At 69.0% G+C, this 22,436-nt stretch carries 21 protein-coding genes and 1 pseudogene; 11 read left to right on the top strand and 11 right to left on the bottom strand.

What is annotated here, in order from left to right; genetic code table 11:
* Nucleotides 1-38: 38 nt before the first annotated feature.
* The 7 genes and pseudogenes from WU80_RS11695 to WU80_RS25825 form a co-directional block, all read right to left on the bottom strand.
* A complete protein-coding gene (locus tag WU80_RS11695) occupies nt 39-680 on the bottom strand; it encodes an SDR family oxidoreductase (RefSeq protein ID WP_055398913.1) in 642 nt (213 codons plus the stop codon).
* A gap of 38 nt (nt 681-718) precedes the next feature.
* Nucleotides 719-1,561 carry an SDR family oxidoreductase gene (locus WU80_RS11690; protein WP_055398959.1) on the bottom strand — a complete coding sequence of 281 codons (843 nt, stop codon included), beginning with the start codon at nt 1,559-1,561 and terminating at the stop codon, nt 719-721.
* A 77-nt stretch (nt 1,562-1,638) separates the two neighbouring features.
* On the bottom strand, nt 1,639-2,919 hold the full coding sequence (locus WU80_RS11685; protein WP_055398911.1) for a TetR/AcrR family transcriptional regulator: 1,281 nt from the start codon (nt 2,917-2,919) through the stop codon (nt 1,639-1,641).
* Nucleotides 2,920-3,057: 138 nt separating this feature from the next.
* Nucleotides 3,058-3,705 carry a nitroreductase family protein gene (locus tag WU80_RS11680; RefSeq protein WP_055398909.1) on the bottom strand — a complete coding sequence of 216 codons (648 nt, stop codon included), beginning with the start codon at nt 3,703-3,705 and terminating at the stop codon, nt 3,058-3,060.
* Complete coding sequence (locus WU80_RS11675; protein WP_055398906.1) at nt 3,705-4,805, bottom strand: acyl-CoA dehydrogenase family protein; 1,101 nt, start codon at nt 4,803-4,805, stop codon at nt 3,705-3,707. The genes WU80_RS11680 and WU80_RS11675 overlap by 1 nt, the downstream gene beginning before the upstream one ends.
* Nucleotides 4,802-5,947 (bottom strand): acyl-CoA dehydrogenase family protein, encoded by a 1,146-nt coding sequence (locus WU80_RS11670; protein ID WP_055398904.1) that lies wholly within the window; start codon nt 5,945-5,947, stop codon nt 4,802-4,804. Before WU80_RS11670 ends, WU80_RS11675 begins: the two co-directional genes overlap by 4 nt.
* A gap of 86 nt (nt 5,948-6,033) precedes the next feature.
* A pseudogene (locus tag WU80_RS25825) lies at nt 6,034-6,150 on the bottom strand (short-chain dehydrogenase); the annotation flags it as partial.
* A gap of 132 nt (nt 6,151-6,282) precedes the next feature.
* Here WU80_RS25825 and WU80_RS11660 point away from each other — a divergent pair.
* From WU80_RS11660 to WU80_RS11630, 7 genes are all read left to right on the top strand, one after another.
* Complete coding sequence (locus WU80_RS11660) at nt 6,283-7,932, top strand: nitric oxide reductase activation protein NorD (RefSeq protein ID WP_082459678.1); 1,650 nt, start codon at nt 6,283-6,285, stop codon at nt 7,930-7,932.
* Between the two features lie 98 nt (nt 7,933-8,030).
* A complete protein-coding gene (locus tag WU80_RS11655; RefSeq protein WP_055398897.1) occupies nt 8,031-8,873 on the top strand; it encodes a CbbQ/NirQ/NorQ/GpvN family protein in 843 nt (280 codons plus the stop codon).
* A 90-nt stretch (nt 8,874-8,963) separates the two neighbouring features.
* The gene (locus WU80_RS11650) at nt 8,964-10,082 is read left to right on the top strand and encodes an ABC transporter substrate-binding protein (protein ID WP_055398895.1); all 1,119 of its coding nucleotides are present in this window, start codon (nt 8,964-8,966) and stop codon (nt 10,080-10,082) included.
* A complete protein-coding gene (locus WU80_RS11645) occupies nt 10,082-11,218 on the top strand; it encodes a spirocyclase AveC family protein (RefSeq protein WP_055398893.1) in 1,137 nt (378 codons plus the stop codon). Before WU80_RS11650 ends, WU80_RS11645 begins: the two co-directional genes overlap by 1 nt.
* Nucleotides 11,211-12,203, top strand: a complete 993-nt coding sequence (locus tag WU80_RS11640; protein WP_055398891.1) for an SDR family oxidoreductase — start codon at nt 11,211-11,213, stop codon at nt 12,201-12,203. Before WU80_RS11645 ends, WU80_RS11640 begins: the two co-directional genes overlap by 8 nt.
* A gap of 10 nt (nt 12,204-12,213) precedes the next feature.
* Complete coding sequence (locus WU80_RS11635; protein WP_055398889.1) at nt 12,214-13,428, top strand: cytochrome P450; 1,215 nt, start codon at nt 12,214-12,216, stop codon at nt 13,426-13,428.
* A gap of 90 nt (nt 13,429-13,518) precedes the next feature.
* Nucleotides 13,519-15,003, top strand: a complete 1,485-nt coding sequence (locus tag WU80_RS11630; RefSeq protein ID WP_055398887.1) for an aldehyde dehydrogenase family protein — start codon at nt 13,519-13,521, stop codon at nt 15,001-15,003.
* 22 nt (nt 15,004-15,025) lie between these two features.
* Here WU80_RS11630 and WU80_RS11625 read toward each other — a convergent pair whose 3' ends face one another.
* Nucleotides 15,026-15,373, bottom strand: coding sequence for a hypothetical protein (locus WU80_RS11625; protein ID WP_055398884.1), 348 nt, complete (start codon nt 15,371-15,373; stop codon nt 15,026-15,028).
* A 196-nt stretch (nt 15,374-15,569) separates the two neighbouring features.
* Here WU80_RS11625 and WU80_RS11620 point away from each other — a divergent pair, with 196 nt between their 5' ends.
* The gene (locus WU80_RS11620; RefSeq protein ID WP_055398882.1) at nt 15,570-16,718 is read left to right on the top strand and encodes a thiolase family protein; all 1,149 of its coding nucleotides are present in this window, start codon (nt 15,570-15,572) and stop codon (nt 16,716-16,718) included.
* A gap of 47 nt (nt 16,719-16,765) precedes the next feature.
* Nucleotides 16,766-17,512, top strand: a complete 747-nt coding sequence (locus WU80_RS11615) for a crotonase/enoyl-CoA hydratase family protein (RefSeq protein ID WP_055398957.1) — start codon at nt 16,766-16,768, stop codon at nt 17,510-17,512.
* A 5-nt stretch (nt 17,513-17,517) separates the two neighbouring features.
* On the opposite strand, the gene WU80_RS11610 is transcribed toward WU80_RS11615, so the two are convergent.
* Together WU80_RS11610 and WU80_RS11605 are read right to left on the bottom strand one after the other, a co-directional pair.
* On the bottom strand, nt 17,518-18,534 hold the full coding sequence (locus tag WU80_RS11610) for an NAD(P)/FAD-dependent oxidoreductase (protein WP_055398880.1): 1,017 nt from the start codon (nt 18,532-18,534) through the stop codon (nt 17,518-17,520).
* On the bottom strand, nt 18,531-19,031 hold the full coding sequence (locus WU80_RS11605; RefSeq protein ID WP_055398878.1) for an isoprenylcysteine carboxyl methyltransferase family protein: 501 nt from the start codon (nt 19,029-19,031) through the stop codon (nt 18,531-18,533). Before WU80_RS11605 ends, WU80_RS11610 begins: the two co-directional genes overlap by 4 nt.
* A 179-nt stretch (nt 19,032-19,210) precedes the next feature.
* Between WU80_RS11605 and WU80_RS11600 the strand changes: the two genes are divergently transcribed.
* Complete coding sequence (locus tag WU80_RS11600) at nt 19,211-20,356, top strand: NAD(P)H-binding protein (protein ID WP_055398876.1); 1,146 nt, start codon at nt 19,211-19,213, stop codon at nt 20,354-20,356.
* A complete protein-coding gene (locus WU80_RS11595; protein WP_055398874.1) occupies nt 20,353-21,075 on the top strand; it encodes a CPBP family intramembrane glutamic endopeptidase in 723 nt (240 codons plus the stop codon). Before WU80_RS11600 ends, WU80_RS11595 begins: the two co-directional genes overlap by 4 nt.
* Here WU80_RS11595 and WU80_RS11590 read toward each other — a convergent pair.
* Nucleotides 21,072-22,415, bottom strand: a complete 1,344-nt coding sequence (locus tag WU80_RS11590; RefSeq protein ID WP_055398872.1) for a DUF2867 domain-containing protein — start codon at nt 22,413-22,415, stop codon at nt 21,072-21,074. The two genes, WU80_RS11595 and WU80_RS11590, sit on opposite strands and share 4 nt — an antisense overlap.
* Between the last annotated feature and the right edge of the window lie 21 nt (nt 22,416-22,436).

Here is a 22,436-nt window from a genome sequence, read left to right as displayed (position 1 = left end):
GTGCGGCGACGGCAGACCAGCTGCGAGATGCAGTTTAGTCAGCCCTTCAACGCCGCCGCGATCGGGACGTCGCCGTTGTTGAAGTCGATGGTCCGGCCGATCGTCGCGTTGTTTTCCAGGGCGACCGCGGCCACCTGCGCAACGTCCGCACGGGATACCTCGCCTTTGCCCTCACCGAGGGCGATTCGGCCCGTCGGCGGGTCGAGGGTGAGCCGGCCCGGTCCCAGGATCGTCCAGTGCAAACGGCTGGCGCGCAGGTGTTCGTCCGCGGCCGCCTTCGCCTCGGCGTACGGGAAGAACGAACTGTCCTGCGCGACACCGTGATCGGGACCCGCCCCAAAATACGACACCATCACGAATCGCAGGATGCCCGCCCGCTCGGCGGCATCGATCACCCGGATGGCCGCGTCGCGGTCGACGGCGTACGTGCGCGCCGGGTTGCCGCCGCCTGCGCCGGCGGAGAAGACGACCGCGTCGTGACCGGTCAGCAGCTCGGTGAGCGCGTCGGTGTCCAGGCGCTCGATGTCGGCGACCACCGGCTTTGCGCCGGTGGCCGCGACGTCGTCCGAATGTTCGGGGTTGCGGAAGACCGAACTGACCTCGTCGCCGCGTTCGGTCAGGATGCGGGCCAGCTGCAGTGCGACCTTGCCGTGCCCGCCGATGACGATGACTCGTGCCATGCCCCCGACGGTACCGGCGCCGAAACGGGCACCCGTCTCTAGAGCTTCACCCGCCCCATGATGATGTCGATGATCGGCTTGCCCGGCGGGTAGGCGTTGGTGAGCGAGGCCATCGTGTGCCCGTAGTCCACCAGCAGCGTGATGCCGCTGATGCCGAAGGCGGCGGCGCTGTTGAGGAACGCCATCACGTCACCCATCTGCTCGGGGGTATGCACCTTCGAGCCGGTCTCCTCGCGGTAGTCCTGCGCGAAGGTGAGCCAGAGGTCGGCGTTGGCCTGGGCCAGCGGGGTGTCGGTGGGGCCGGGGCAGATCGCGTTGATGCGGATGCCCCTCTTCAGCAGCGGGTAGCCCTGGGTCGCGACGTAGGCGTTGACGACCTTCTTGGAAAAGCCGTAGTGGATGATGCCTTCCGCTTCGTGTGCCTTGACCCACTCCTGCGCCGAGGCGAAATCCGGCGTGGCGAGAAATTCGGTCAGCAGCTCCAGGTCGTTTTCCCAGCCCATGCCGGCGACCGAGGAGATGAAGCAGATCGCCGAGCCGGAGGGAAGCTGGTTGCGCTCGAGGAGGCGGTCGATGAGGTGGCGGTGGCCGAGGAAGTTGATGGCCATCAGGTCGGTTGTCCCGTCGGCGATGCCGGCGGCCGAGAACAGGGCGTGGACCGGCCCGTCCAGCTGCTCGACCGCCGCGTCGATCGACGCGGGATCGCGCAGGTCCACCTGGATGGCCTTGGCGACGTCGTAGTTCACCGGCGCGTAGTCCATCACGATCACCTCGGCGCCGAGCTCGGCCGCGGACTTGGCCGCCGCCGCGCCCATGCCGGTGGCGCCGCCAACGACGAGAGCCCGCTTGCCGTCGTAGCGCAACCGATCGACAACAGTCATGGAAATCCCCTTCTCGTTCACTGCCAACGCGGTTCTAATTGCCCAACTGTATGGGTAACAGTTTTTTGGTTCAACACCTACCCCGCACGAACCGCGACGCCACGCAAAACGGTGTCGCGGACGTGCACGAGCGCGGCGCGTTTGCCGACGTCGGCGAGGATGTTCTCCGGTATCCACTGCAGGCCGATGACGCAGCGGGCGAGCATCGCGGTGGATGCGGCGTCGGCGGTGATCTCCCCGGATCGGATGCCTTCGGAAAGAAGCGTTTTCATCTGCCGAAGTCGCGTCGCATACAGCCACCCCGGGTTGGGGGTGTCCGGGGGCGACTGCCGCATCCAGGCGAGCTGAATGCGGAACTCGTCGGAGAACCGATCGAGCGCATTGACGTTGACCCAGCTCAAGGCGTCCAGCTTCTCGACCGGCGTGGCGTTCGAACGCAGCACGGCGACCCAGCCCGCCTCGACCTTCCGGCCGAACGATTCCATGATCGACGCCAGGAGTTCGTCCTTTGACCCGATCACGCGGTAGACGGTTCCCGTGCCGAGGCCGGCCGCGGAGGCGATGTCCCTGATGGTGGTGGCCTCGTAACCCTTGCGGCCGAACTCCGTCCGCGCCACCGCCCGGACGTGCGCCGCCTTGTCGCTGGGGTCGGCGTCGCTGTCGTCCGACCAGGTCTCGATGACGTCCCGAGCGGCCGCCAAGGCATTCGACCTATCCAGCGCCGAGTCGGTGGGCGGCCGGGTTGCCAACCCTTGCAACATGATTCGACAAAGTAGGGCCGCCACCTGGTCGGCGGGGGACTTGTGACGCATGACGTCAAGGCCCACCTGCAGCATGGTCTGGCAGATCCGGTCGGCCAGCGTGGGCAGATCGATGTCGGGCTTGATGTAGCCGCTCCACCGTCCCGCGCGCAGGGTTTGCAGCATCGCCTCCTGGATCGCCACGGGGCGCTGCTGGGTCAGCTTCATCAACTCCGGGTCGGTGCTCGGCCCCTCGTAGAACGACATCTGCAGCGCGGCGCGGTGCTGCACGGCGCAGTTCGCGATCGCCGAGCCCAGTTCGACGATCTGCTCGGGGACCGGGCGGGGGTCGGCCTTGTCCAACTTCGCTTGCGCGGCAAGCCCGATCCGGTCCAGATCCTCCTGATAGCGGTGGATCAACTCGATCAGGATCGCCTCTTTGGACTCGAAGTGGTGATAGAGGCTGCCGGGAAGAATTCCCGCCGCGTCGGCGATCTCCTGCAACGAGGTTCGCAACCCCGACTGTGCGATCAAAGAGGCCGCGGTGGTCAGGATTTCGGTCCGGCGCGTGCCCAAATCGGCTGTGGCGCCGGCTCGCAAGGACTCCGCTCTGGGCATGGTCAGCGCTACGCGCTTCCGGACGACTGCGGTTCGACAACCATACGCATTCGTCCCTCTCGCCGAACCAAATCTTTGTTAGAGGTTATCAGACCCGGCGCGGCGAACACGCTGCTAACAGCGGTAATGGCCCCCATTCTAGAGCCCCGGCCCGTCCCAACCGTCGCGCACGACCACCTCGGCGACCGGCCTGCGCCGGGCCGGCCGGAACGTGTGCCCCGCGCGCAGCCGGCCCACCGGAAGCAGGCAGCCCTGCACGTAGGTTTCGGGGATGCCCAGCAACTCCCGCACCTCCTGCTCGCGATGCAGGTGCAGCGTCGTGATGCAAGTGCCGTATCCCCGGGTGTGCAGCGCCAGCTGAAAGTTCCACACCGCCGGGAAGATCGAGCCGTAGAGCGTGGCCTGATGAAACGATTCGTCGCCCTCGATGCGCGGCAGATACGGCTCGTAACACGGAATCACCAGCAGCGGCACCTTTGCCATGTGCTCGACCAGCCACTCCGTCGACGACATGATTCGGCCCTCCGGCGTCCCGGCCGGCACGAAATCGGCGATCAGTTGGCCGCCCACACGCAGCAGGTAGGCCGCGCGGTACAGCCGAGCGATCTCCTCGCGCAACGCCGGGTCGGTGATCACCAGCCAGCGCCACGACTGCTGATTGGAGCCGTTGGCCGCCTGCAGCCCGATGCGCAGGCATTCCCGAATGTCTTCGCGGTCGACCGGGGCATCCAGATCGAGCGTCTTGCGCGCCGAGCGGGTGGCGGTGAGCAGGTAGTCGATATCCATCACGGCCGGTCCCTCTTCGCAAGGCGCGCACCGAGTTCCGTCAGGTACCGGTCGGACCCACCGAGGAACGCGCTCCAGCTCAGCAGGCGCTTGAGATACAGGTGCGCGTCGTGCTCCCAGGTGTAACCGATCCCGCCGAAAACCTGAATGGCCGTGTCGCCCACGGTGGCCAGCCGCCCGGCGAATGCCTTCGTGCGTACCGCGGATAGATGCCGCTCGGCCGGATCGGCGTTGTCGGCGGCCCACAGCGCGTGGATCACGCCGCTGCGGGCGAGTTCGACAGTCTCGAACATGTCGACGCACAGATGCTGAACCGCCTGGAACGAGCCGATCGGCTGCCCGAATTGCGTTCTGGTTTTGGCGTATTCGACCGCGATGTTCATGACGGCGCGCGCCGCACCGAGGGCGTCAGCGGCGGCGGCGACCAGCACGTCGTCGACCACCGCCGCGACGTCCTCCGCCGACGCCGCGGCCAGTCGCTCCGCCGGCGCCGCGTCGAGTTTGACGCGAAACCGCTTGCGGGTCTGGTCGATACCGTGTTCGGCCGTGACCGCAACGCCCGAGGAGTCCGTTCGCACGGCGAACAGCCCAAGCCCGCCGTCATCCTCGGCGACCACCAACAAGACGCCCGCGGCGGCGGCGTCGGGCACCGCGGCGATCTCGCCGCGCAACACGACGCCCCCCGCTTCCCCTCGGGCCGCGGCAACGGGAGCATCGGCCAGGAGGCAGGCGGTGGCGACGGTGGTGCCGTCGGCGATCCCGGTCAGCAGCCCGGCCCCGGCGCCGGTCGCGCCGAGCCGGGTCAACGCCCGGGGCGCGGCGACGGCGGTCGACAACCACGGTCCCGGATGCAGCGCCGCGCCCAGCTCTTCGGCCACGATGCCGGCCTCGACCATCGACATGCCGGCGCCGCCGTGGTCCTCCGGGACCAGGAGGCCGGTCGTTCCGAGCTCGGCAAGCCCACGCCACACCGCCTCGTCGATGCCGGTCGGGTCGTCCAGCAGCGGGCGCACGTGCTGCGATATCGGCGCCTTTTCGGCGAGAAAGCGCCGGGTGGTGTCGCGCAGCGCCGCCTGCTCGTCGGTGAGTTCGAGGTTCATGCGCGCGGCAACCCGAGTACCCGCTGGGCGGTGATGTTCTTGTTGATCTGACTGGTGCCGCCGGCGATGGTGAGCGAGCGCGACGTCAGGCGGTAGTTCGCCCACGGAGCGCCGGCACCGCGGGTGCCCAGCACGTCGAAGGCCAGGGCGGCCATGTCCTGCCCGATCTCGCCCCACACCGTCTTGGCGAGGCTGGCCGAGCCGAAGGCGTCACCGCCGTGCAGCGTGGCCGAGATCGACCGCTGGCACAGCACCTCGAGATACTTGATGCGGAGGGCGATTTCGCCGAGGCGGCGCAGCGTCACGGCGTCGTCGAGCGCGTCGGTGTGCGCGGCGATGTCGTCCACCAGTTCCTCGAGCCGCACCTGCATCTCGGCGTATAGCCTTGCGGCCCCGGCCCGTTCGTGGCTGAGCGTGGTGGTGGCCACCTGCCAGCCGGCGTTCAACGGCCCGAGCAACGCGTCCGCCGGCACCCGCACGTCGTGGAAGAAGACCTCGGCGAAATCGGCTTCGCCGTTGAGCGTCACCAGCGGGCGGGCTTCGATGCCGGGCAGGGACATGTCGACGATCAGACACGAGATGCCCTTGTGCTTGGGCGCGTCGGGATCGGTGCGCACATACAGCTGGCACCAGTCCGCCCGGTGTCCGAGCGAGGTCCAGATCTTCTGGCCGCTGACGACGAAGTCGTCACCGTCGCGCACCGCGCGGGTACGCAGCGCCGCGAGGTCCGACCCGGCTTCGGGTTCCGACATCCCTTGGCACCAGATGTCGTCGGCGCGCATCATGCGGGGCAGTAGCGTGCGCTTCTGGGATTCGGTCCCATATTGCATGATGGCCGGCGCGATGTTGTTCAGCCCAATCACGTTGAGCGGCATGGGCGCCCGCGCGCGGGTGGTTTCCTCGGTGTAGACCAGCTGCTCGAGCACCGTCGCGCCGCGGCCACCGTACTCGCGGGGCCACGAGACGGCGGCCCAGCCCGCTTCGGCCATCGTCGCGCTCCAGGCGCGCAGCATTTCGATTGCGGCGTCGTCGCGCCCGGCGGGACGACGGGCGGCCACCAGCTCGTCGGTCAGGTTCGCGGCCAGCCAGTCGCGCAACTCGGTGCGGAACTGCTCCACTTCCGCCGGGTATGAAAAGTCCACTTTTCCTTGTTTTCTGGTGAATTTGCGACCTAGCCGGACTTTACGGTTGAGCGGATAGCCGGTCAACGTCGGCGTCGGCGGGCACCTCAGCTGCCTCGTGGTTCGGGGAAGCTGACCTCGGCGTTGCCCGGCATCGCGCTGACGCCGCGCCGGGCACACACCTCCAACACCTCGTCCACGATCGACGAGGGCACCAGGAACCTCACGATGTGCTCCTTGCCCGATTGACTGCGATCGCAGCGGACTTTACGGTGGAACAGATATTTGGTCAACGTCGTCCAACCGTTCGGAGTTTGAGGGTGTCCACCGAAGTTCCCGGCGCTCCCGGCCTCGGCATGCTCGCCTCGGCGCTCGCGGGGCGCGCCGTCGCGGTGGCCGTGTCGCGGCCGGGTGAGCCGTCGTGGACCGACGGGCAGACGATTCACGTCGGCGCGGACCCGCGCGGTCAGCTCGAGGCGGTGGCCGTGCACGCCTCGATGATCGCGGCCGGCAGCCTGGACCCGGAGGTCATCCGGCCGCTGCTCCGCCATCCCCGACTGGCCCGGCGTTACCTGGCGGTGGAGGGGCACCGCGCACTCGTCGCGAACGCCGGCCTGCTGCCGAACGTGTTGGTGTCACTGGGCGACCGGGACACGGCGAGTCGCAGCGATTCGCCCGCCGCGTCGCTGCGGATCGCCGAGAGCCGCGACGCGATCGACGACCCGGCCCCGGATTTCGGCGTCATCCGCGCGGCGAAGGTGCTGGCCGCGTCCGCCCGGGCGGCCGAACGGCAAGAGGGCGAAAACGCCGGACACGTCCCGCGAGACCGTGCCGCGCGGGAGTTGGAGGAACTCGACGACGGCGAGGTCGACGATTCCGACGACCCGGACGTGTTCACCAGCCCGGTCGGCGGCGGCGGTTTCATCGGCAAGTGGCTCAAGAAGATGCTTTCGTCGGCCCGCAAGACGGGCAGCGGCGGCGGGCCGCCCGGCGCCGACACCCCGACGCATCGGACGAACTCCGGCAGGCGCGGGTTGTACGCGGTGACGTCGCTGGCGGCCACGGCCCGCGACGACGGCGACGATCGGCCGGCACTCGGTGCCGCGAACGGCGTCGCGTATCCGGAATGGGACGCCGCGCGCCGGAAGTACCGGCCCGCGTGGTGCACCGTGCGCGAGGTCGAGCCCGAGGTCAAAGCGTCGGCGACCCATGCGATCGAGGCCGCCATCGGCGTGCGCCGCCCGTTGTCGCGGCTCGGGATGGGCCTGCACCGCCGGCACCGGCAGCCGCAGGGCGACGACATCGACATCGACGCGGCGGTCGAAGCCCGCGTCGAGGTGCTGGCCGGGTCGGTGCCCGACGAGGCCGTGTACCTGGACAGCCTGCGGCGCCGCCGGGACCTGTCCGTGCTGCTGCTTCTCGACGTGTCGGGGTCGGCGGCGGAGCCCGGCACGGTCGGGCGCACCGTGCACGAGCAGCAGCGCGTGGCGGTCGCCAACCTCACCGTCGCGCTGCACGATCTCGGCGACCGGGTCGCGCTCTACGCCTATTACTCGCAGGGCCGTGGGGCGGTGAGCATGGTGCCGGTCAAGCGGTTCGATGATCACCTCGATGCGCGAGTCATGAAGCGGCTCAACAGCCTTGAACCCGGCGCGTACTCCCGCCTCGGGGCGGCCATCCGGCACGGCTCCGCGGTGCTGGAGGCGCGCGGGGGCACCGCACGGCGGTTGCTGGTGGTGCTTTCCGACGGGCTCGCATACGACCACGGATATGAGCGGGCCTACGGCGCCGCCGACGCGCGGCGCGCCCTGACCGAGGCCCGCCGCCGCGGCACCGGCTGTGTGTGCCTGACCATCGGCGCGGGAACCGACGTGCAGTCGTTGCGCCGGGTCTTCGGTAGCGCCGCGCACGCGACGATCGCGCGCCCCGATCAACTCGCCGGTGTGATCGGCCCGCTGTTCCGGTCCGCGTTGCGTTCGGCCGAGGTCCGCCGCAGGGTGTCGTGAGCGCCGCGTGATTTCGTCGTCGCGCCCATACGGGCCAGTCAGGCGGCTTGAAACAAACATCTGTTCCGCGATAGGCTCCATTCACCATGACTGAAGCGATGGCCGACGAGTCCGGGCTTGCTCAACGGAACGGCGCGAGGCCCGACGTCGAGGGGGCACGGCCCTACTACAAGGCGATCGGTGACGAGGAAGCCGTTTTCAAGGCGGCGTACCGCCAGGGACTGGCCCTGCTGCTGAAGGGGCCGACGGGGTGCGGCAAGACCCGCTTTGTCGAGGCGATGGCCCACGATCTCGGCCGGCCGCTGATCACCGTCGCCTGTCATGACGACCTCACCACCGCGGACCTGGTCGGCCGGTATCTGCTGCAGGGCGACGAGACGGTGTGGGTGGACGGCCCGCTGACGCGGGCGGTGCGCGAGGGGGCGATCTGCTATCTCGACGAGGTGGTGGAAGCCAGGCAGGACACCACCGTGGTGCTGCATCCGCTGGCCGACCACCGGCGGCAGCTGCCGATCGAGCGGCTCGGTGTCACGCTGGACGCGGCGCCCGGGTTCGGCCTGGTGGTCTCCTACAACCCCGGTTATCAGAGCGTGCTGAAGGATCTGAAGGATTCCACCCGTCAGCGGATGGTCGCCATCGAATTCGACTTTCCCGCAGCCGGTGTCGAGGAGGTGATCGTCGCGCACGAGGCGGGCGTGGACGGTGCCACCGCCGCGGAGCTGGTGCGCTTCGGGCAGGCCATCCGCCGGCTGGAGACGGGCGGCCTGCGCGAGGTCGCGTCGACGCGGGTGCTGATCGCCGCGGGCAGGCTCGTCGCGGAAGGGCTGAGTTTGCCCTGCGCCGCCCGGGCCGCGATCGCGGGACCGCTCACCGACGACGTGACGGTCGGCAAGGCGCTGGCCGAGATGATCGACATCTATTTGGGCACGGCGGGCGAATGATTGACGCTGCATAAGGCCCCCGCTAGGGTCTGAACAAATATTAGGTTTGTGCTGGTTCGACGCGCGTGATGTTGCCACCCGGGAGGTCAGATGTCCTACGAGAGCAGCGCTCAGCCGATCAAGGTCGGCTACCTGATGGACTTCACGCTGCCGCCGGGATTCCCCGAAGAACTGATGGCGAGCTTCACCCGGTGCTTCGACCTGATCTTCGAAGAAGCCGTCGAACAGGGCCTGATCGATCGCCCCGTGCAAATGATCTACCGCGAGGTGGAGGGCCTGCCCAAGGGCTCGGTCAAGGCGGTCATCGACGCGTTCGGCGAGCTCGTCGACGAGGGCTGCCTGGTGGTGTTCGGGCCGCACATCACCGACAACTGCGTGCCCACCCGCGAGGCGATCGAGGAGCGGTTCAAGGTGCCGGCGATCAGTGTCACCGGCACCGATGACTGGCTGGGTGAATGGACCTTCGCCTTCCCGCAGGGCTCGATGACCGATGAGCCGATCTTCATCGCCGACCTCGTCGCCAAACGGGGCTTCTCCGAAATCGGAGTCCTCGTGGAGCAGAACCTGATCGGCGAAAGCTACCTGAAGAACCTGCGAAGCGCGTGCCGGCGCAAGGGGATTCGCATCGTCGCGGAGGCGGCGATCGCCCAGACCGCGCAAGACATCAACGATGCCGTCAGCACCCTGCACGAAGCCAAGTCCCAGGCGATCGTGCATCTGGGCTTCGGTTTCGGCATCGTCTTCATCAACCCCGCGCTGGAAGCCGTGAACTGGGACCCACCGCGGTTCACCACCACCGCCTTTCAGAACGCCTGGGTGAACCCGATCATGTGGAACGCGTTCATGGGTTGGGTCGGGGTGGACCAGTACGACGAGGCGAACCGGCTCGGTCAGGAATTCCTCGACCGGTATGCGAAGAAGTACGACGGCAGCCGTCCCGAGTATTGCGTGTCGGTGGTCAACCGCGACGTCGCCGCCACCCTCGTCCGCGCGTTCGCCGACGCCCACCCGCTCAGCCCCCGTGGCGTCAAGGAGGCGCTGGAGCGGGTGAAGATGATGCCCGCCGCCTCGGGCGCGCCCGGCACTCGCGTCTCGTTCGGGAAATGGACTCGTCGCGCATGGATGGGAGCCGGCTACCTGGTGGCCCGCACCCTGGACGCCGACGGCACCAACTCGCATCTGGTCGATCGCTTCGGAGAGGACGGCTGATGTCGACGGAACAGTCCATACCGATTGTCGCGGAAGAGAAGTCGGCAGCTCGCCCTGCGAAGCGCGGCTGGGGCGGCTGGATCGCCGGCGCTGCGCTGGCGGCCTTCGCGCTCTTCTTCATCGCGAATTGTCGCGTCGCCCTCGACCCGCGGGTCGCCAACCCGAACGTGCAGGGCCGGCCCCGCCCCGTCAAGTTCATCTTCGGCCTGGACTACATCACCTTCCTACACATCGCCACATGCGTCATGCTGCTCGTGCTGCTGGCGGTGTTCATCAGGGGATGGCGCCGCAATCCGGGCAGCCCGGTGATGCTGATGTTCCTGTGCACCACGCTGATCGTGTGGCAGGACCCGATCATGAACTGGTCTCCGTTCGCGGTGTACAACCCCGACCTGATCCATTGGCCGGAGTCCTGGCCGCTGGTCTCGCTGTCGCCGACCGTCGAGCCGTTCGTCGTCTTCGGTTACGTGATGTTCTATTTCGGGCCCTACTTCCCGGCCGTGTGGATTCTGCGCAAGCTACAGGCCAAGTACGGGCCGACGGCCTTCGTGTCGCGCCACCCGTTGGTCAGCCTGGGCCTGCTGACCTGTGCGATCGGCTTCGTCTTCGACGCGTGGCTGGAGATTCAGCTCGTGCACATGGGCATGTACATCTACTCCCAGGTGATCCCGTGGGGCTCGGTGTTCACCGGCACGACGTTCCAATTCCCGTTGATCTGGGAGTCGTTTTCGGTGACCTTCGTGATGGTGCCCGCGGCGATCCTGTGCTACCGCGACGACACCGGTAAGTCGGTGGCCGAGAAGCTGGCCGCCAAGGCCAGGATCTTCCCGACGCGTCCGGTGCTCGGCACCTTCCTGGTGATGTTCGCCATCATCAACGTGTCCTACTTCGCCTATGGTGCGTGGTTCTGGGTCATCAAGGTCAGCCATGCGGCGACCTCCGTCGCGTGCCCGTGGCCCTACCCCGAGGCGAAAGTGTATGACCCGCAGGGCTATTACGAGAAGGCCGGCGCGCAGGGCCCGTTCTCGGTCGGCATCTGGTCTACCTGGGCGAGCGGGGAGCCCAACGGGCGTCCGCACGTCGATCCACCGCCGCCGGGTGTCGGTGCCTGCGCAACCCCGAGCGCGCATGGCTGAGCCGCGCGGCGTCGTCGTCACCGGCGCGTCCCGCGGGCTGGGCTTCGCCTCGGCGGTGCGGTTGTACCGCGAGGGGTGGCGCGTGGTCGCCGCCATGCGCACGCCCGACTGCGGCATGCCGGCGCTTCGGGCGGCCACAGGGGCGGGCGAGGAGGACGACCGGCTGATCGGCGTGCAGCTGGACCTGCTCGACCCCGCGTCGATATCCGTGGCCGCCAAGGCCGTCGAAGAAACCGTCGGCGCGCCGTATGCGCTGGTTCACAACGCCGGGATCTCGGCCGCAGGGATGGTCGAGGAGACCGATATGGCGCTGTGGCAGAACATGTTCGCCACCAGCGTCCTGGGGCCCGTCGCGCTCACCCAGGCGTTGCTGCCGTCGATGCGGGCTGCCGGCGAGGGGCGCATCGTGCTGGTGTCCAGCGCGGCCGGCGTGCGCGGGCAGCCGGCCACCGCCCCGTACTCGGCGGCCAAGGGAGCGCTGGAGCGTTGGGGTGAGGCCATGGCGTGCGAGATCGCGCCGTTCGGACTGGGCGTCACCGTCTTGGTCGCCGGCACGTATGACACCGAGATCATCACCGACGCGGGCACCACCGACAACCGCGATTTCGGCGGCCCGTACGCCCGGCTGCACAACACGATGAACAGCCGGGGCCGGGCCGCGATGAAACTCGCCAGGCCACCCGAGAAGTTCACCGACGGCCTGCTCAAGGCGCTCGACGACCGGGCCCCGTTCCGCCGCCGTGGCATTGGGCCGGATGCGTCGATGCTGCTGGCCGCCAACAGGATTCTTCCGGCCGCCGGCATGCACCACATGTCGCGGGTCGTGCTCGGCATACCCAGGCAGGGGTCGATGCGGGACGGGGCGTGGCCGCTGACGGCGGCCCAGCGGGCGATGGTATTCGCGGCGCGCGTGCTGCCTCAGCCGGCGTTGCAACGCCTGACCGCGCTGGCGGCCAAGCGCCGCAAGGAAACTCAAGGGGACTAGAGGGGTAGGCATGGAACAGCTATTCGACGACCTGGAAGACTTCGGCGCCTTCGACGACGCCGTCTCCGGCGACGTGCGCGACCCGTACACGGAACTGGCGCGGCTGCGCCGCGAGGAACCCATTCAGCGGCTGGACACCTCCGGCATGCCGCACGAGGAATCCAAACCGGTCTTCATCGTGTACCGCCACGAGGAAGCCCAGCAGATGCTGCGCGACAACGAGACGTTCTCGTCGGCGGCGGTCATCGCCGCGTTCGGCCCGGTGCTGGGGGAGCGCGTCATGCTGGGCATGGACGAGCCGGTGCACGGCCGGTTGCGGTCGCTGGTGTCAAAGGCCTTCTCGCAGAAGGCCTTGGCGCGGTGGGAAGACGAGTTGGTCGGCCGGGTGGGCAACAGCCTGATCGACAAGTTCGCGGCGAACGGCAAGGCCGACCTGGTCAGGGAGTTCACTTTCGACTACCCGAGCCAGATCATCGCGGGCCTGCTGGGCCTGCCGGAGGAGGACTACCCGCAGTTTCAGCGGTGGTCCATCTCGTTGCTGAGCTGGATCCTGAATCCCGAACGCGGCCTTGCCGCGTCGGCCGCGCTGTGTGACTACTTCGCGCCGATCCTGGCGGCCCGCCGCGCCGAACCGAAGGACGACCTGATCAGCGCCCTGGCCCAGGCGGAGATCGACGGGGAGAAGCTCGACGACGAGGAGATCTACTCCTTCCTGCGCTTACTGCTGCCCGCCGGGGTGGAGACCACGTACCGGTCGTTGGGCAGCCTGCTGCTGGCGCTGCTGTCGGATCCCGCGCAACTGGACGCCATCCGCGCGGACCGGTCGCTGTTGCCGCAGGCCATCGAGGAGGGGGTGCGCTGGGAACCGCCGCTGCTGACCATCACCCGGGTCGCGACCCGCGACACCGAACTCGGCGGGGTGCCGATCCCGGCCGGGTCGACGGTGATGCCGATGCTGGGCTCCGCCAACCGGCAGGAAGACCGCTACCCGGACCCGGACGCGTTCGACATCTTCCGCTCGCCCCGGGCGCACCTGGGCTGGGGGCACGGCGTGCACGTATGCCTCGGCATGCACCTGGCGCGGTTGGAGATGCGCACCGCCATCAACCTGTTGCTCGACCGGCTGCCCAACCTGCGGCTGGACCCCGACGCCGACGACCCGCACATTCGGGGCCAGGTTTTCCGCTCGCCGACCTCGGTGCCGGTGCTGTTCGACCCCCAATAGCCAGCCCGGCAGCGGTAGCAGCTTGCCAATCGGCTAGTTTCCGGTAAGGCTCTCTGTAGCCCCTCCACGATCCAGAAGAGAGTGACAGATATGACTGAGGCTGTAAAGGTCCGCTTCGAGCCGAAGATGATGATCGACGGCAAGCTCGTCGACGGGCAGTCCGGCACCTTCACCAACATCAACCCGGCCACCGAGGAGCCGCTCGGGGAGGTCGCCGACGCCTCCAAGGAGGACATGCACCGGGCGATCGACGCCGCCCGGCGCGCGTTCGACGAGACCGATTGGTCGACGAACCGCGAGCTGCGCAAGCGCTGCCTGCTGCAGCTGCACGAGGCGATCGAATCGGAGAAGGAAGAGCTGCGCGAGGAGCTCATCCTCGAGGTCGGTTCGCCGCGGGCCATCACGTTCGGGCCGCAGCTGGACGCCCCACTGGAAGACGGGCTGCGCTACCCCGCCCGGTTGATCGACGAGTACGCCTGGGAGACCGACCTGGGTGACAAGGTCATCAGCCTCACCGGCACGCTCACCAGCCGCAAGGTGTGGCGCGAGCCGGTCGGGGTGGTCGGCGCGATCGTGCCGTGGAACTTCCCGTTCGAGGTCACCATCAACAAGCTCGGCCAGGCGCTGGCGACCGGTAACACCGTGGTGCTCAAGCCGGCCCCGAACACCCCGTTCAACGCCACCCGCCTGGGCCGGCTGATCGCGGAGAAGACCGACATCCCCGCGGGCGTCGTGAGCGTCGTCACCGCATCGGATCACTTTGTGGGCGAAGAGCTTACGTTGTCGCCGAAGGTCGACCTGATCTCGTTCACCGGGTCGACCGTGGTCGGGCAGCGGATCATGGAAAAGGGCGCGGCCACCATGAAGCGGCTGTTCCTGGAGCTGGGCGGCAAGTCGGCCACCATCGTGCTCGAGGACGCCGACTTCGGCATGGCGTGCGCCATCGGCATCGCACCGTGCATGCACGCCGGCCAGGGCTGCGCGAATCCCACCCGGATGCTGTTGCCGCGGTCCCGCTACGACGAGGGCGTGGAGATTCTGAAGAGCATCTACGAGAACGTCACGTGCGGCGACCCGCAGGACGCGGGAACGCTGTGCGGCCCGGTGATTTCGGAGGTACAACGCGATCGCGTGATGGGCTACATCCGCAAGGGCGTCGAGGAGGGCGCGACGGCGCTCGTCGGCGGACCCGACGCGCCCACCGGTTTCGACAAGGGATACTTCGTGCGGCCAACGCTTTTCGTCGACGTGGACAACTCGATGACGATCGCCCAGGAGGAGATCTTCGGGCCGGTGCTGGCCGTGATCCCGTTCGACGACGAGGAGGACGCGATCCGGATCGCCAACGACAGCAAGTACGGACTGGCGGGCAACGTGATGTCGGGCTCGCTGGAGCACTCGCTGGCCGTGGCCCGGCGAATCCGGGCCGGCTTCATGGGCGTCAACGGCGGCGCGCCGTACGGCGCCGACACCCCGTTCGGTGGCTACAAGTACAGCGGTGTGGGACGCCAGAACGGTGTCGCCGGTTTCGACCAGTACACCGAGATCAAATCGGTCGGATACCCCGCCGGCTGAGGCTCGCTGCACGAGATTGCCGTCACGGTCGCGGTTTTGGCTCGATCGCGACCACGGCGGCAATCTCGGTGCTTGTGCGGTCACCCGGGGCGACGGGCCGTTTCAGGGTGCAGACGATGCTCCACTCGAAGTAGTGGTCCCCGCCCTTGTCGTAGTCCTTGAAGCCGCGGGCAACCTGGGTGCGTTGCACCGACGAGCCCACGATCTCCCAACCCTGTTGGCCGTAGGCCTGCGTGAGGCGGTTCGCCTCATCCAGCACCGCCTGCAGGGATTCGTTCGTGTAGGAGACAAACGTGCTCTCCCATTGCTGGGGATACCAATTGCCGTCCGAAGCCAGCCACCAGCCTGGGCCGGGTGAAGGGGTGCTCACCCGGGGCACCCTACGTCGCCGAGGCTCGCGGAAAGTTGAACCGCACATGACGGTGTGCCGAAGAGCTGGCAATCGGAAGGCCAGCTGATCGCCCAAAACCACCCCCGCCCGCGACCTCCCAACGCGTTGGTTGACAATCGACGCAAGGCTCACTTTCACCGATACCCGAGGTTCTAGCGTCAAAGGAGACACAACCATGGCTGAAGCCGTCATCGTCGAGGCAGTGCGCTCACCGATCGGCAAGCGCAACGGCGGCCTTTCCGGGGTGCACCCGGCCGACCTGTCCGCGCAGGTGCTCAACGGGTTGGTGGAAAGGGCGGGCGTCGATCCCGAGCTCGTCGACGACGTCATCTGGGGCTGCGTCATGCAGGCCGGCGAGCAGGCCCTCGACATCGGCCGCACCGCCCTGCTGGCGGCCGGCTGGCCGGAGAGCGTCCCGGGGGTGACCGTCGACCGCCAGTGCGGCTCGAGCCAGCAGTCCATTCACTTCGCGGCGGCCGGCGTGGTGGCCGGGCACTACGACGTCGTGGTGGCCGGCGGGGTGGAGTCGATGTCGCGCACCCCGATGGGTTCGTCGCTGGCCAACGGCGGGCGGCCCTACCCGCAGACCTTCCTGGACCGCTACCAGGGGCGGATCCCCAACCAGGGCATCGGCGCGGAGATGATCGCCGAGCAGTGGGGTTTCGACCGCACCGCGCTCGACGAGTTCTCGCTGGGCTCGCACGAAAAGGCCGCGGCCGCACAGGATTCGGGCGCATTCGACGACCAGATAGTGGGCATCAAGGACTCTGAGGGCAATGTGGTGCTCAAGGATGAGGGCATCCGCCGCGGCACCCCGATGGAAAAGATGGCGTCGCTGAAGCCGGCGTTCAAGGAGGACGGCGTGATTCACGCCGGGAACTCGTCGCAGATCTCCGACGGTTCGGCCGCGATCCTGTTCATGTCGGCCGAGAAGGCGAAAGAGCTGGGCCTCAAGCCGATTGCGAAGGTGCACACCGCGACCCTGGCCGGCGCCGACCCGGTGATCATGCTGACCGCGCCCATCCCGGCCACCCAGAAGGTGCTGAAGCGCTCCGGCCTGTCCATCGGCGACATCGGCGCCTACGAGGTCAACGAGGCGTTCGCCCCGGTCCCGCTGGCCTGGCTGAAAGACATTGGCGCCGACGAGAAGAAGCTGAACCCCAACGGGGGGGCCATCGCACTGGGTCACCCGCTGGGCGGTTCCGGCGCGCGGATCATGACCACGCTGCTGCATCACATGCGGGACAAGGGAATTCGCTACGGTCTGCAGACGATGTGCGAGGGTGGTGGCCAGGCCAACGCCACCATCGTGGAGCTGTTGTGACCGACGCCGAGGCGCCGGCGGTGTTGGTCGAGCGCCGCGGCAACGTCATGGTGATCACCATCAACCGGCCCGAGGCCCGCAACGCGGTCAACGGTGCCGTCAGCATCGGCGTGGGCGACGCGCTCGACGAGGCGCAGCACGACCCCGAGGTGCGGGCCGTGGTGATCACCGGCGCCGGCGACAAGTCGTTTTGCGCCGGCGCCGACCTCAAGGCGATCTCCCGCCGGGAAAACCTCTACCACCCCGACCATGGCGAGTGGGGCTTCGCCGGTTACGTGCACCACTTCATCGACAAGCCCACCATCGCGGCGGTCAACGGCACGGCGCTGGGCGGGGGCACCGAACTGGCGCTGGCCAGCGACCTGGTGGTGGCCGACGAGCGGGCCAAGTTCGGCCTGCCGGAGGTCAAGCGCGGACTGGTCGCGGCCGCCGGCGGGGTATTCCGGATCGTGCAGCAACTGCCGCGCAAGGTGGGAATGGAGCTGTTACTGACCGGCGAGCCGATCACCGCCGAGGACGCCTTCGAATGGGGCCTGATCAACCAGGTCGTCAAGGAGGGCTCGGTGCTCGAGGCCGCCCTGGCGCTGGCCGCGCGGGTGACGGTCAACGCGCCACTGTCGGTGCAGGCCAGCAAGCGCATCGCCACCGGGGTCGACAACGGCGTCGTCACCGACGAGGAGGCGGGCTGGCGGCGCACCATGGACGAGATGCGCGTGCTGATCCGGTCGGAAGACGCCAAGGAGGGTCCACTGGCGTTCGCCGAGAAGCGCGAGCCGGTCTGGAAGGCGCGCTAGTACAGCTAACTCGCGAGGATGTTCACCCCGCGCCGAAACACGCCGGGCAGCAGGGTGCACGCCGGCACGATGGCGCGGCGCGTCACCGGTGGGACGCTGGCCAGCACCAGGGCCCGGGTGAGCACGCGGTAGTTGCGGGTAATCCGTTGCCACCCAGCCTCATACGACGACGGGTTCTCCTCGACGATGGCGGCGACGGCCGCGGCCGCCTGCTTGACGGCCAGGCTGATGCCCTCGCCGGTCAACGCGTCCTCGTAGCCGGCCGCGTCGCCGACCAGGAGCACCCGCCCCGCGACCCGGCGCGAGACCACCTGCCGCAACGGGCCGCAGCCGCGCGCTTCGCCGCGCGCGGCGCCCGCCAGCTGCCCGGCGAGCTCGGGGAACCAGGCCAGGTCGGGCCGGCCCCCCGACAGGATCGCGACGCCCACCAGATCCGGCTCGACCGGTGTCACGTACGCCTCGCCCCAGCGCGACCAGTGCACCTCGACGAATTCCGACCACGCCGGCACGCGGAAATGCCAGCGCACGCCATAGCGTCGCGGCTTTCCGGCCGTCGCCGTGATTCCGACGGCCCGCCTCAGCGGTGAGTGCAGCCCGTCGGCGGCCACCAACCATTTCGCGCGCACTCCCGCGGCCGTCACCCCGTGAGCGTCCTGTTGCACACCGGTCACCCGTGCCCGAATCCATTCGGCGTCTTGCTCTTTCGCGCGCGCGGCCAGCGCAGCGTGCAGCGTGGTGCGGCGCACGCCCCGGCCGGGCCCGCTGCGGAACCGCGCCTGCGCGCGGCGGCGTTCGTCGACGTAGGCGATGCCGTGAAACGGCATGCCGGCCGGGTCGACCCCGAGTGACGTCAGCTCGGCGAGCCCACCGGGCATCAGGCCCTCGCCGCACGCCTTGTCGATGGGACCCTCCCGCGGGTCGGCGACGATCACCGAAAGTCCGTGCCGGCGAGCGTGTAACGCCGTGGCCAGGCCCCCCGGCCCGCCGCCGACGATCAACAGGTCGGTGTCGTAGTCGCTCACGTGTAGCCCAGAGCCGAGTTCTCGACCCGCAGCCGCACCCTCAGCAGCACCGCGTTGGCCAGGGTGAAAAGGGCCGCGGTCAGCCACGCCGTGTGCACCAACGGCAGCGCCAACCCCTCAGCCACCACTGCAACATAGTTCGGATGGTGCAACCACCGGTAGGGCCCCTCGCGCACCAGCGGGGCCTGCGGCAACACGATCACCCGGGTGTTCCACCGTCGACCCAGCGTGGCGATGCACCACCAGCGCAGGCCCTGGCTCAGCGCCACCACCGCCAGCATCGGCCACCCCAGCCATGGCAGGAACGGCCGGTGCAGGGCCCACGGCTCGAGAACGCAGCCGACCAGCAGCGCGGTGTGGATGACCACCATCACCGGATAGTGCGTCCGACCAAACTCCTTGGCGCCCTGGGCAAAAGACCACTGCGCGTTGCGCTTGGACACCACCAGTTCCGCCACGCGTTCGATGCCGACCGCCAGGACCAGCAGGTAATACATGTCTCCACTATCTCTTGACCGGGACTCCCGTACCGGGTCCACGATGCCGGCGCCGCGGGGGTTCAACCCCGCGAGCGTAACGGCATGGCGACTATCCGGCCCGAAAAGCGCCGTGGCGTCACGACGGCGATCGGCGGCCGCCAGGTTTGCGTGCATCGCCGCCGGGCTAGGTTGGAGACATGCGGATCCTCGTCACCGGCGCCACCGGCTATGTCGGATCGCGGCTGGTCACGGCGCTGCTGGCGGCCGGGCACGACGTCGTGGCCGCCACCCGAAACCCGGAGCGCCTGAGGCGGTTCGGCTGGTTCGACGAGGTCACGCCCGTGACGCTGGACGCCGCCGACCCCGCGTCGACCCGAGCGGCCTTCGCGGACGCGGGCCCCGTCGAGGTGGTCTATTACCTGGTGCACGCCATCGGTCAGCCCGGCTTTCGCGACGCCGACAAGGCCGCGGCCGCCAACGTAGCCGCCGCGGCCCGCGAAACCGGTGTGCGGCGCATCGTCTACCTGGGCGGATTCGTGCCCGCCGACGAGGTCCTGTCCGAGCACCTGACCAGCCGCGCCGAGGTGGCCGAGGCGCTGACGGTCCCGGACGGCCCGGAGCTGGTGTGGCTGGGCGCCGCGATGATCATCGGCGCCGGTTCTACGTCGTTCGAGATGATGCGCTACGTGGGAGACCGATTCCCGGTCATGCCGATCCCGCGCTGGATGGACAACCCGATCGACCCGATCTCAATCCGCGACGTGCTGCACTACCTCGTCGCCGCGGCCGACCCCGACCTGCTGCCGGCGGGGGCGTACGACATCTGCGGGCCGGACACCACCTCTTACCGCGAGCTGCTGAAGACGTACGCGCGGATCTCCGGGCGGTGGCATGCCGGGTTGCCGGTCGGCAGGGTCGACACTGGGCTGGCGTCGCTGATCACCGGCGTCGCGCTGCCGGTGCCGCCCGGGCTCGCCGGGGATCTGGTCGAATCGCTGGACCATCCGATGGTGGCGTCCGAGAGCGATCTGCGCGATCGAGTGCCCGACCCGCCCGGTGGGTTGCTCGGCGTTGAGGAAGCCATTGCCCTAGCCTTGGCCGATCAGACGAATCGCCCGTCCCCGGTCAACGCCCTGGCCGATCCCCATCACCTGGCCAACACCGATCCCGTGTGGGCCGGGGGCGACGCGCGCCGCATCCGCCACGTCGCGCGCCGGCTCACCCCACCCGTCGTGCGCCCGGCACTGCGGCTGGTGGGCCTGGTCCCCGGCCCGGTGGCCGGAGCGCTTCGAACCGGTCTCGACCTGTTGATAGCCCTGACTCCGAAGGTGCACCCCGCATGAGCCAGTCCACCGCCCCGTCCGACACCGGCGCGCTGTCCGAGTGGTGGCGCGCCCTCACCAAAGTCGCTGTGCCCCATCATGAGTCGCCCGCGGTGGTGCGGCGCCGACGGGTCATCGTGGCCGTCACGGTGGTCGTGGGTGCCGCGGTGCTCGGCTTCTCGCTGCGCCGCCATCCGGGCGATTCGAGCTTCTACTGGCTGACCCTGGCGTTGGCCGGGGTGTGGGTCGTCGGCGGGTTCGCCTCCGGCCCGCTGCACCTGGGCGGCATCTGCTGGCGCGGCCGCAACCAGCGGCCGGTCATCACCGGGACGGCTATCGGCCTGCTGCTCGGCGCGATCTTCATAGTCGGCGGGTTGATCGCCCGGGAGATCACGCCGGTGGCCGAGCTGATCACCCGGGTGCTGGAATACGCCCACCACGGCTGGTATCCGGTGATCGTGGCGATCACGCTCGTCAACGGCGTGGCGGAGGAAGTGTTCTTCCGCGGCGCGCTCTATACGGCCCTGGGCCGCTACCACCCGGTCGTGATCTCGACCATCCTGTACACCGTCGCGACGCTGGCCAGTGGCAACCCGATGCTCGGTTTCGCCGCGGTCATCCTGGGAACGGTGTGCGCGTTCGAGCGCCGGGCGACCGGCGGCGTCCTGGCGCCGGTGCTCACCCACTTGGTGTGGGGGCTGATCATGGTCCTGGTGCTGCCCCCGATGTTCGGCGTCTAGACGCCGTCCGAACCGACGACCTCGCGGGCCAGCGCGCGCATCGCGGCGGCGTGGGCCGGCCGCGCGGCCAGCCAGTACGCCCGGCCCGGCAGGCCCCTCGGCAGGAAGATCGACCGCTGGGTGTAGCGGCTGCCGCCGCCGTCCCGCGGCGTGACCGTGATCTCGAGCCATTGCCGTCCGGGCGCGCGCCTGGTCGAGCGCAGCCGCAGCAGGGTTCCCGGCGCGCGTTCCTCGACCCGCCAGCCGCCCGGGAGCGAAGTCACGGCGCCCTCCGCCGACTTCCAGAGGGCGCCGGGTTCGGCGGTGGTGTCGACGGTGCGCGCGTCGGTGTAGACGATCTCGCCCGCCCAGTCCGGGTCCGACGGCAGCGCCTCCGCCGGTTCGGACTGCAACGACGACCACGAGGGTTCCGGGACGCCGTGCGCGGCGCGGTCCAGCGCCAGTTCGACGGCCCGGCGGTAGCCGGTCAGGCCGCCGGGCGGTAGTTCGATGATGCCGTCGACGTCGTGGTCGCGCATGACCGCGTCGCATTCCAGCGATTCGATCAGCGGCCGCGCCAGCCCGGGCGGGATCGGCGTCACCGTTCCCACCCAGAGGCTGGCGATCGTGGGTGTCAGAAACGGCAGCACGATCAGGTAGCGCTTGCCCAGCCCCGCCGCGTCGGCGTAGATGCGCATCATGTCGCCGTACTCCAGGACGTCGGGTCCGCCGACGTCCCAGGTGCGGGAGGACGGCACCGCCGCCGTGGCCGCGGCGATCAGGTAGTAGAGCACGTCGCGCACCGCGATCGGCTGGATCTTGTTGTGCACCCACTTCGGGGTAGTCATCACCGGCAGCCGGTCGGTGAGGTGCCGGATCATCTCGAACGACGCCGAGCCCGAACCGACCACGACGCCCGCCTGCAGCACGACGGTTTCGATGCCCGAGGCGATGAGCGCGTCGCCGACGGCCGTCCGCGATTCGAGGTGGGGCGAGAGCCGCCGGCCCTCGGGATGCAGCCCGCTGAGATAGACGATGCGCCGCACCCCGGTGCGCCGCGCCGCGGTCACGACGTTACGGACGGCGCGCGTCTCCTCGTCGGCGAAATTCTTGGCGGTGCCCATCGAGTGGACGAGGTAGTAGACGACGTCGATGCCGTCGAACGCGGCGATCAGCGAATCGACATCGGCGAGGTCGCCGCGCGCGACCTCGGCCCGGTCCCGCCACGGCACGTCTGCCAACTTGGCCGGGTCGCGGGCCAGGGCGCGGACCCCGTGGCCTTCGTCCAGGAGTCGCGGCGCGAGCCGGGCGCCGATGTAGCCGGTCGCCCCGGTCACGAGACAGCGAAGCTGTCCAGCCATGGATTCTCCGTTCGTCGTCTG

Source organism: Mycobacterium sp. UM_11 (genome assembly GCF_001414075.1).
Classification (GTDB): domain Bacteria; phylum Actinomycetota; class Actinomycetes; order Mycobacteriales; family Mycobacteriaceae; genus Mycobacterium.
Note: the sequence above shows the minus strand (reverse complement) of the source record. Positions and strands in the feature narration are given on the sequence as shown.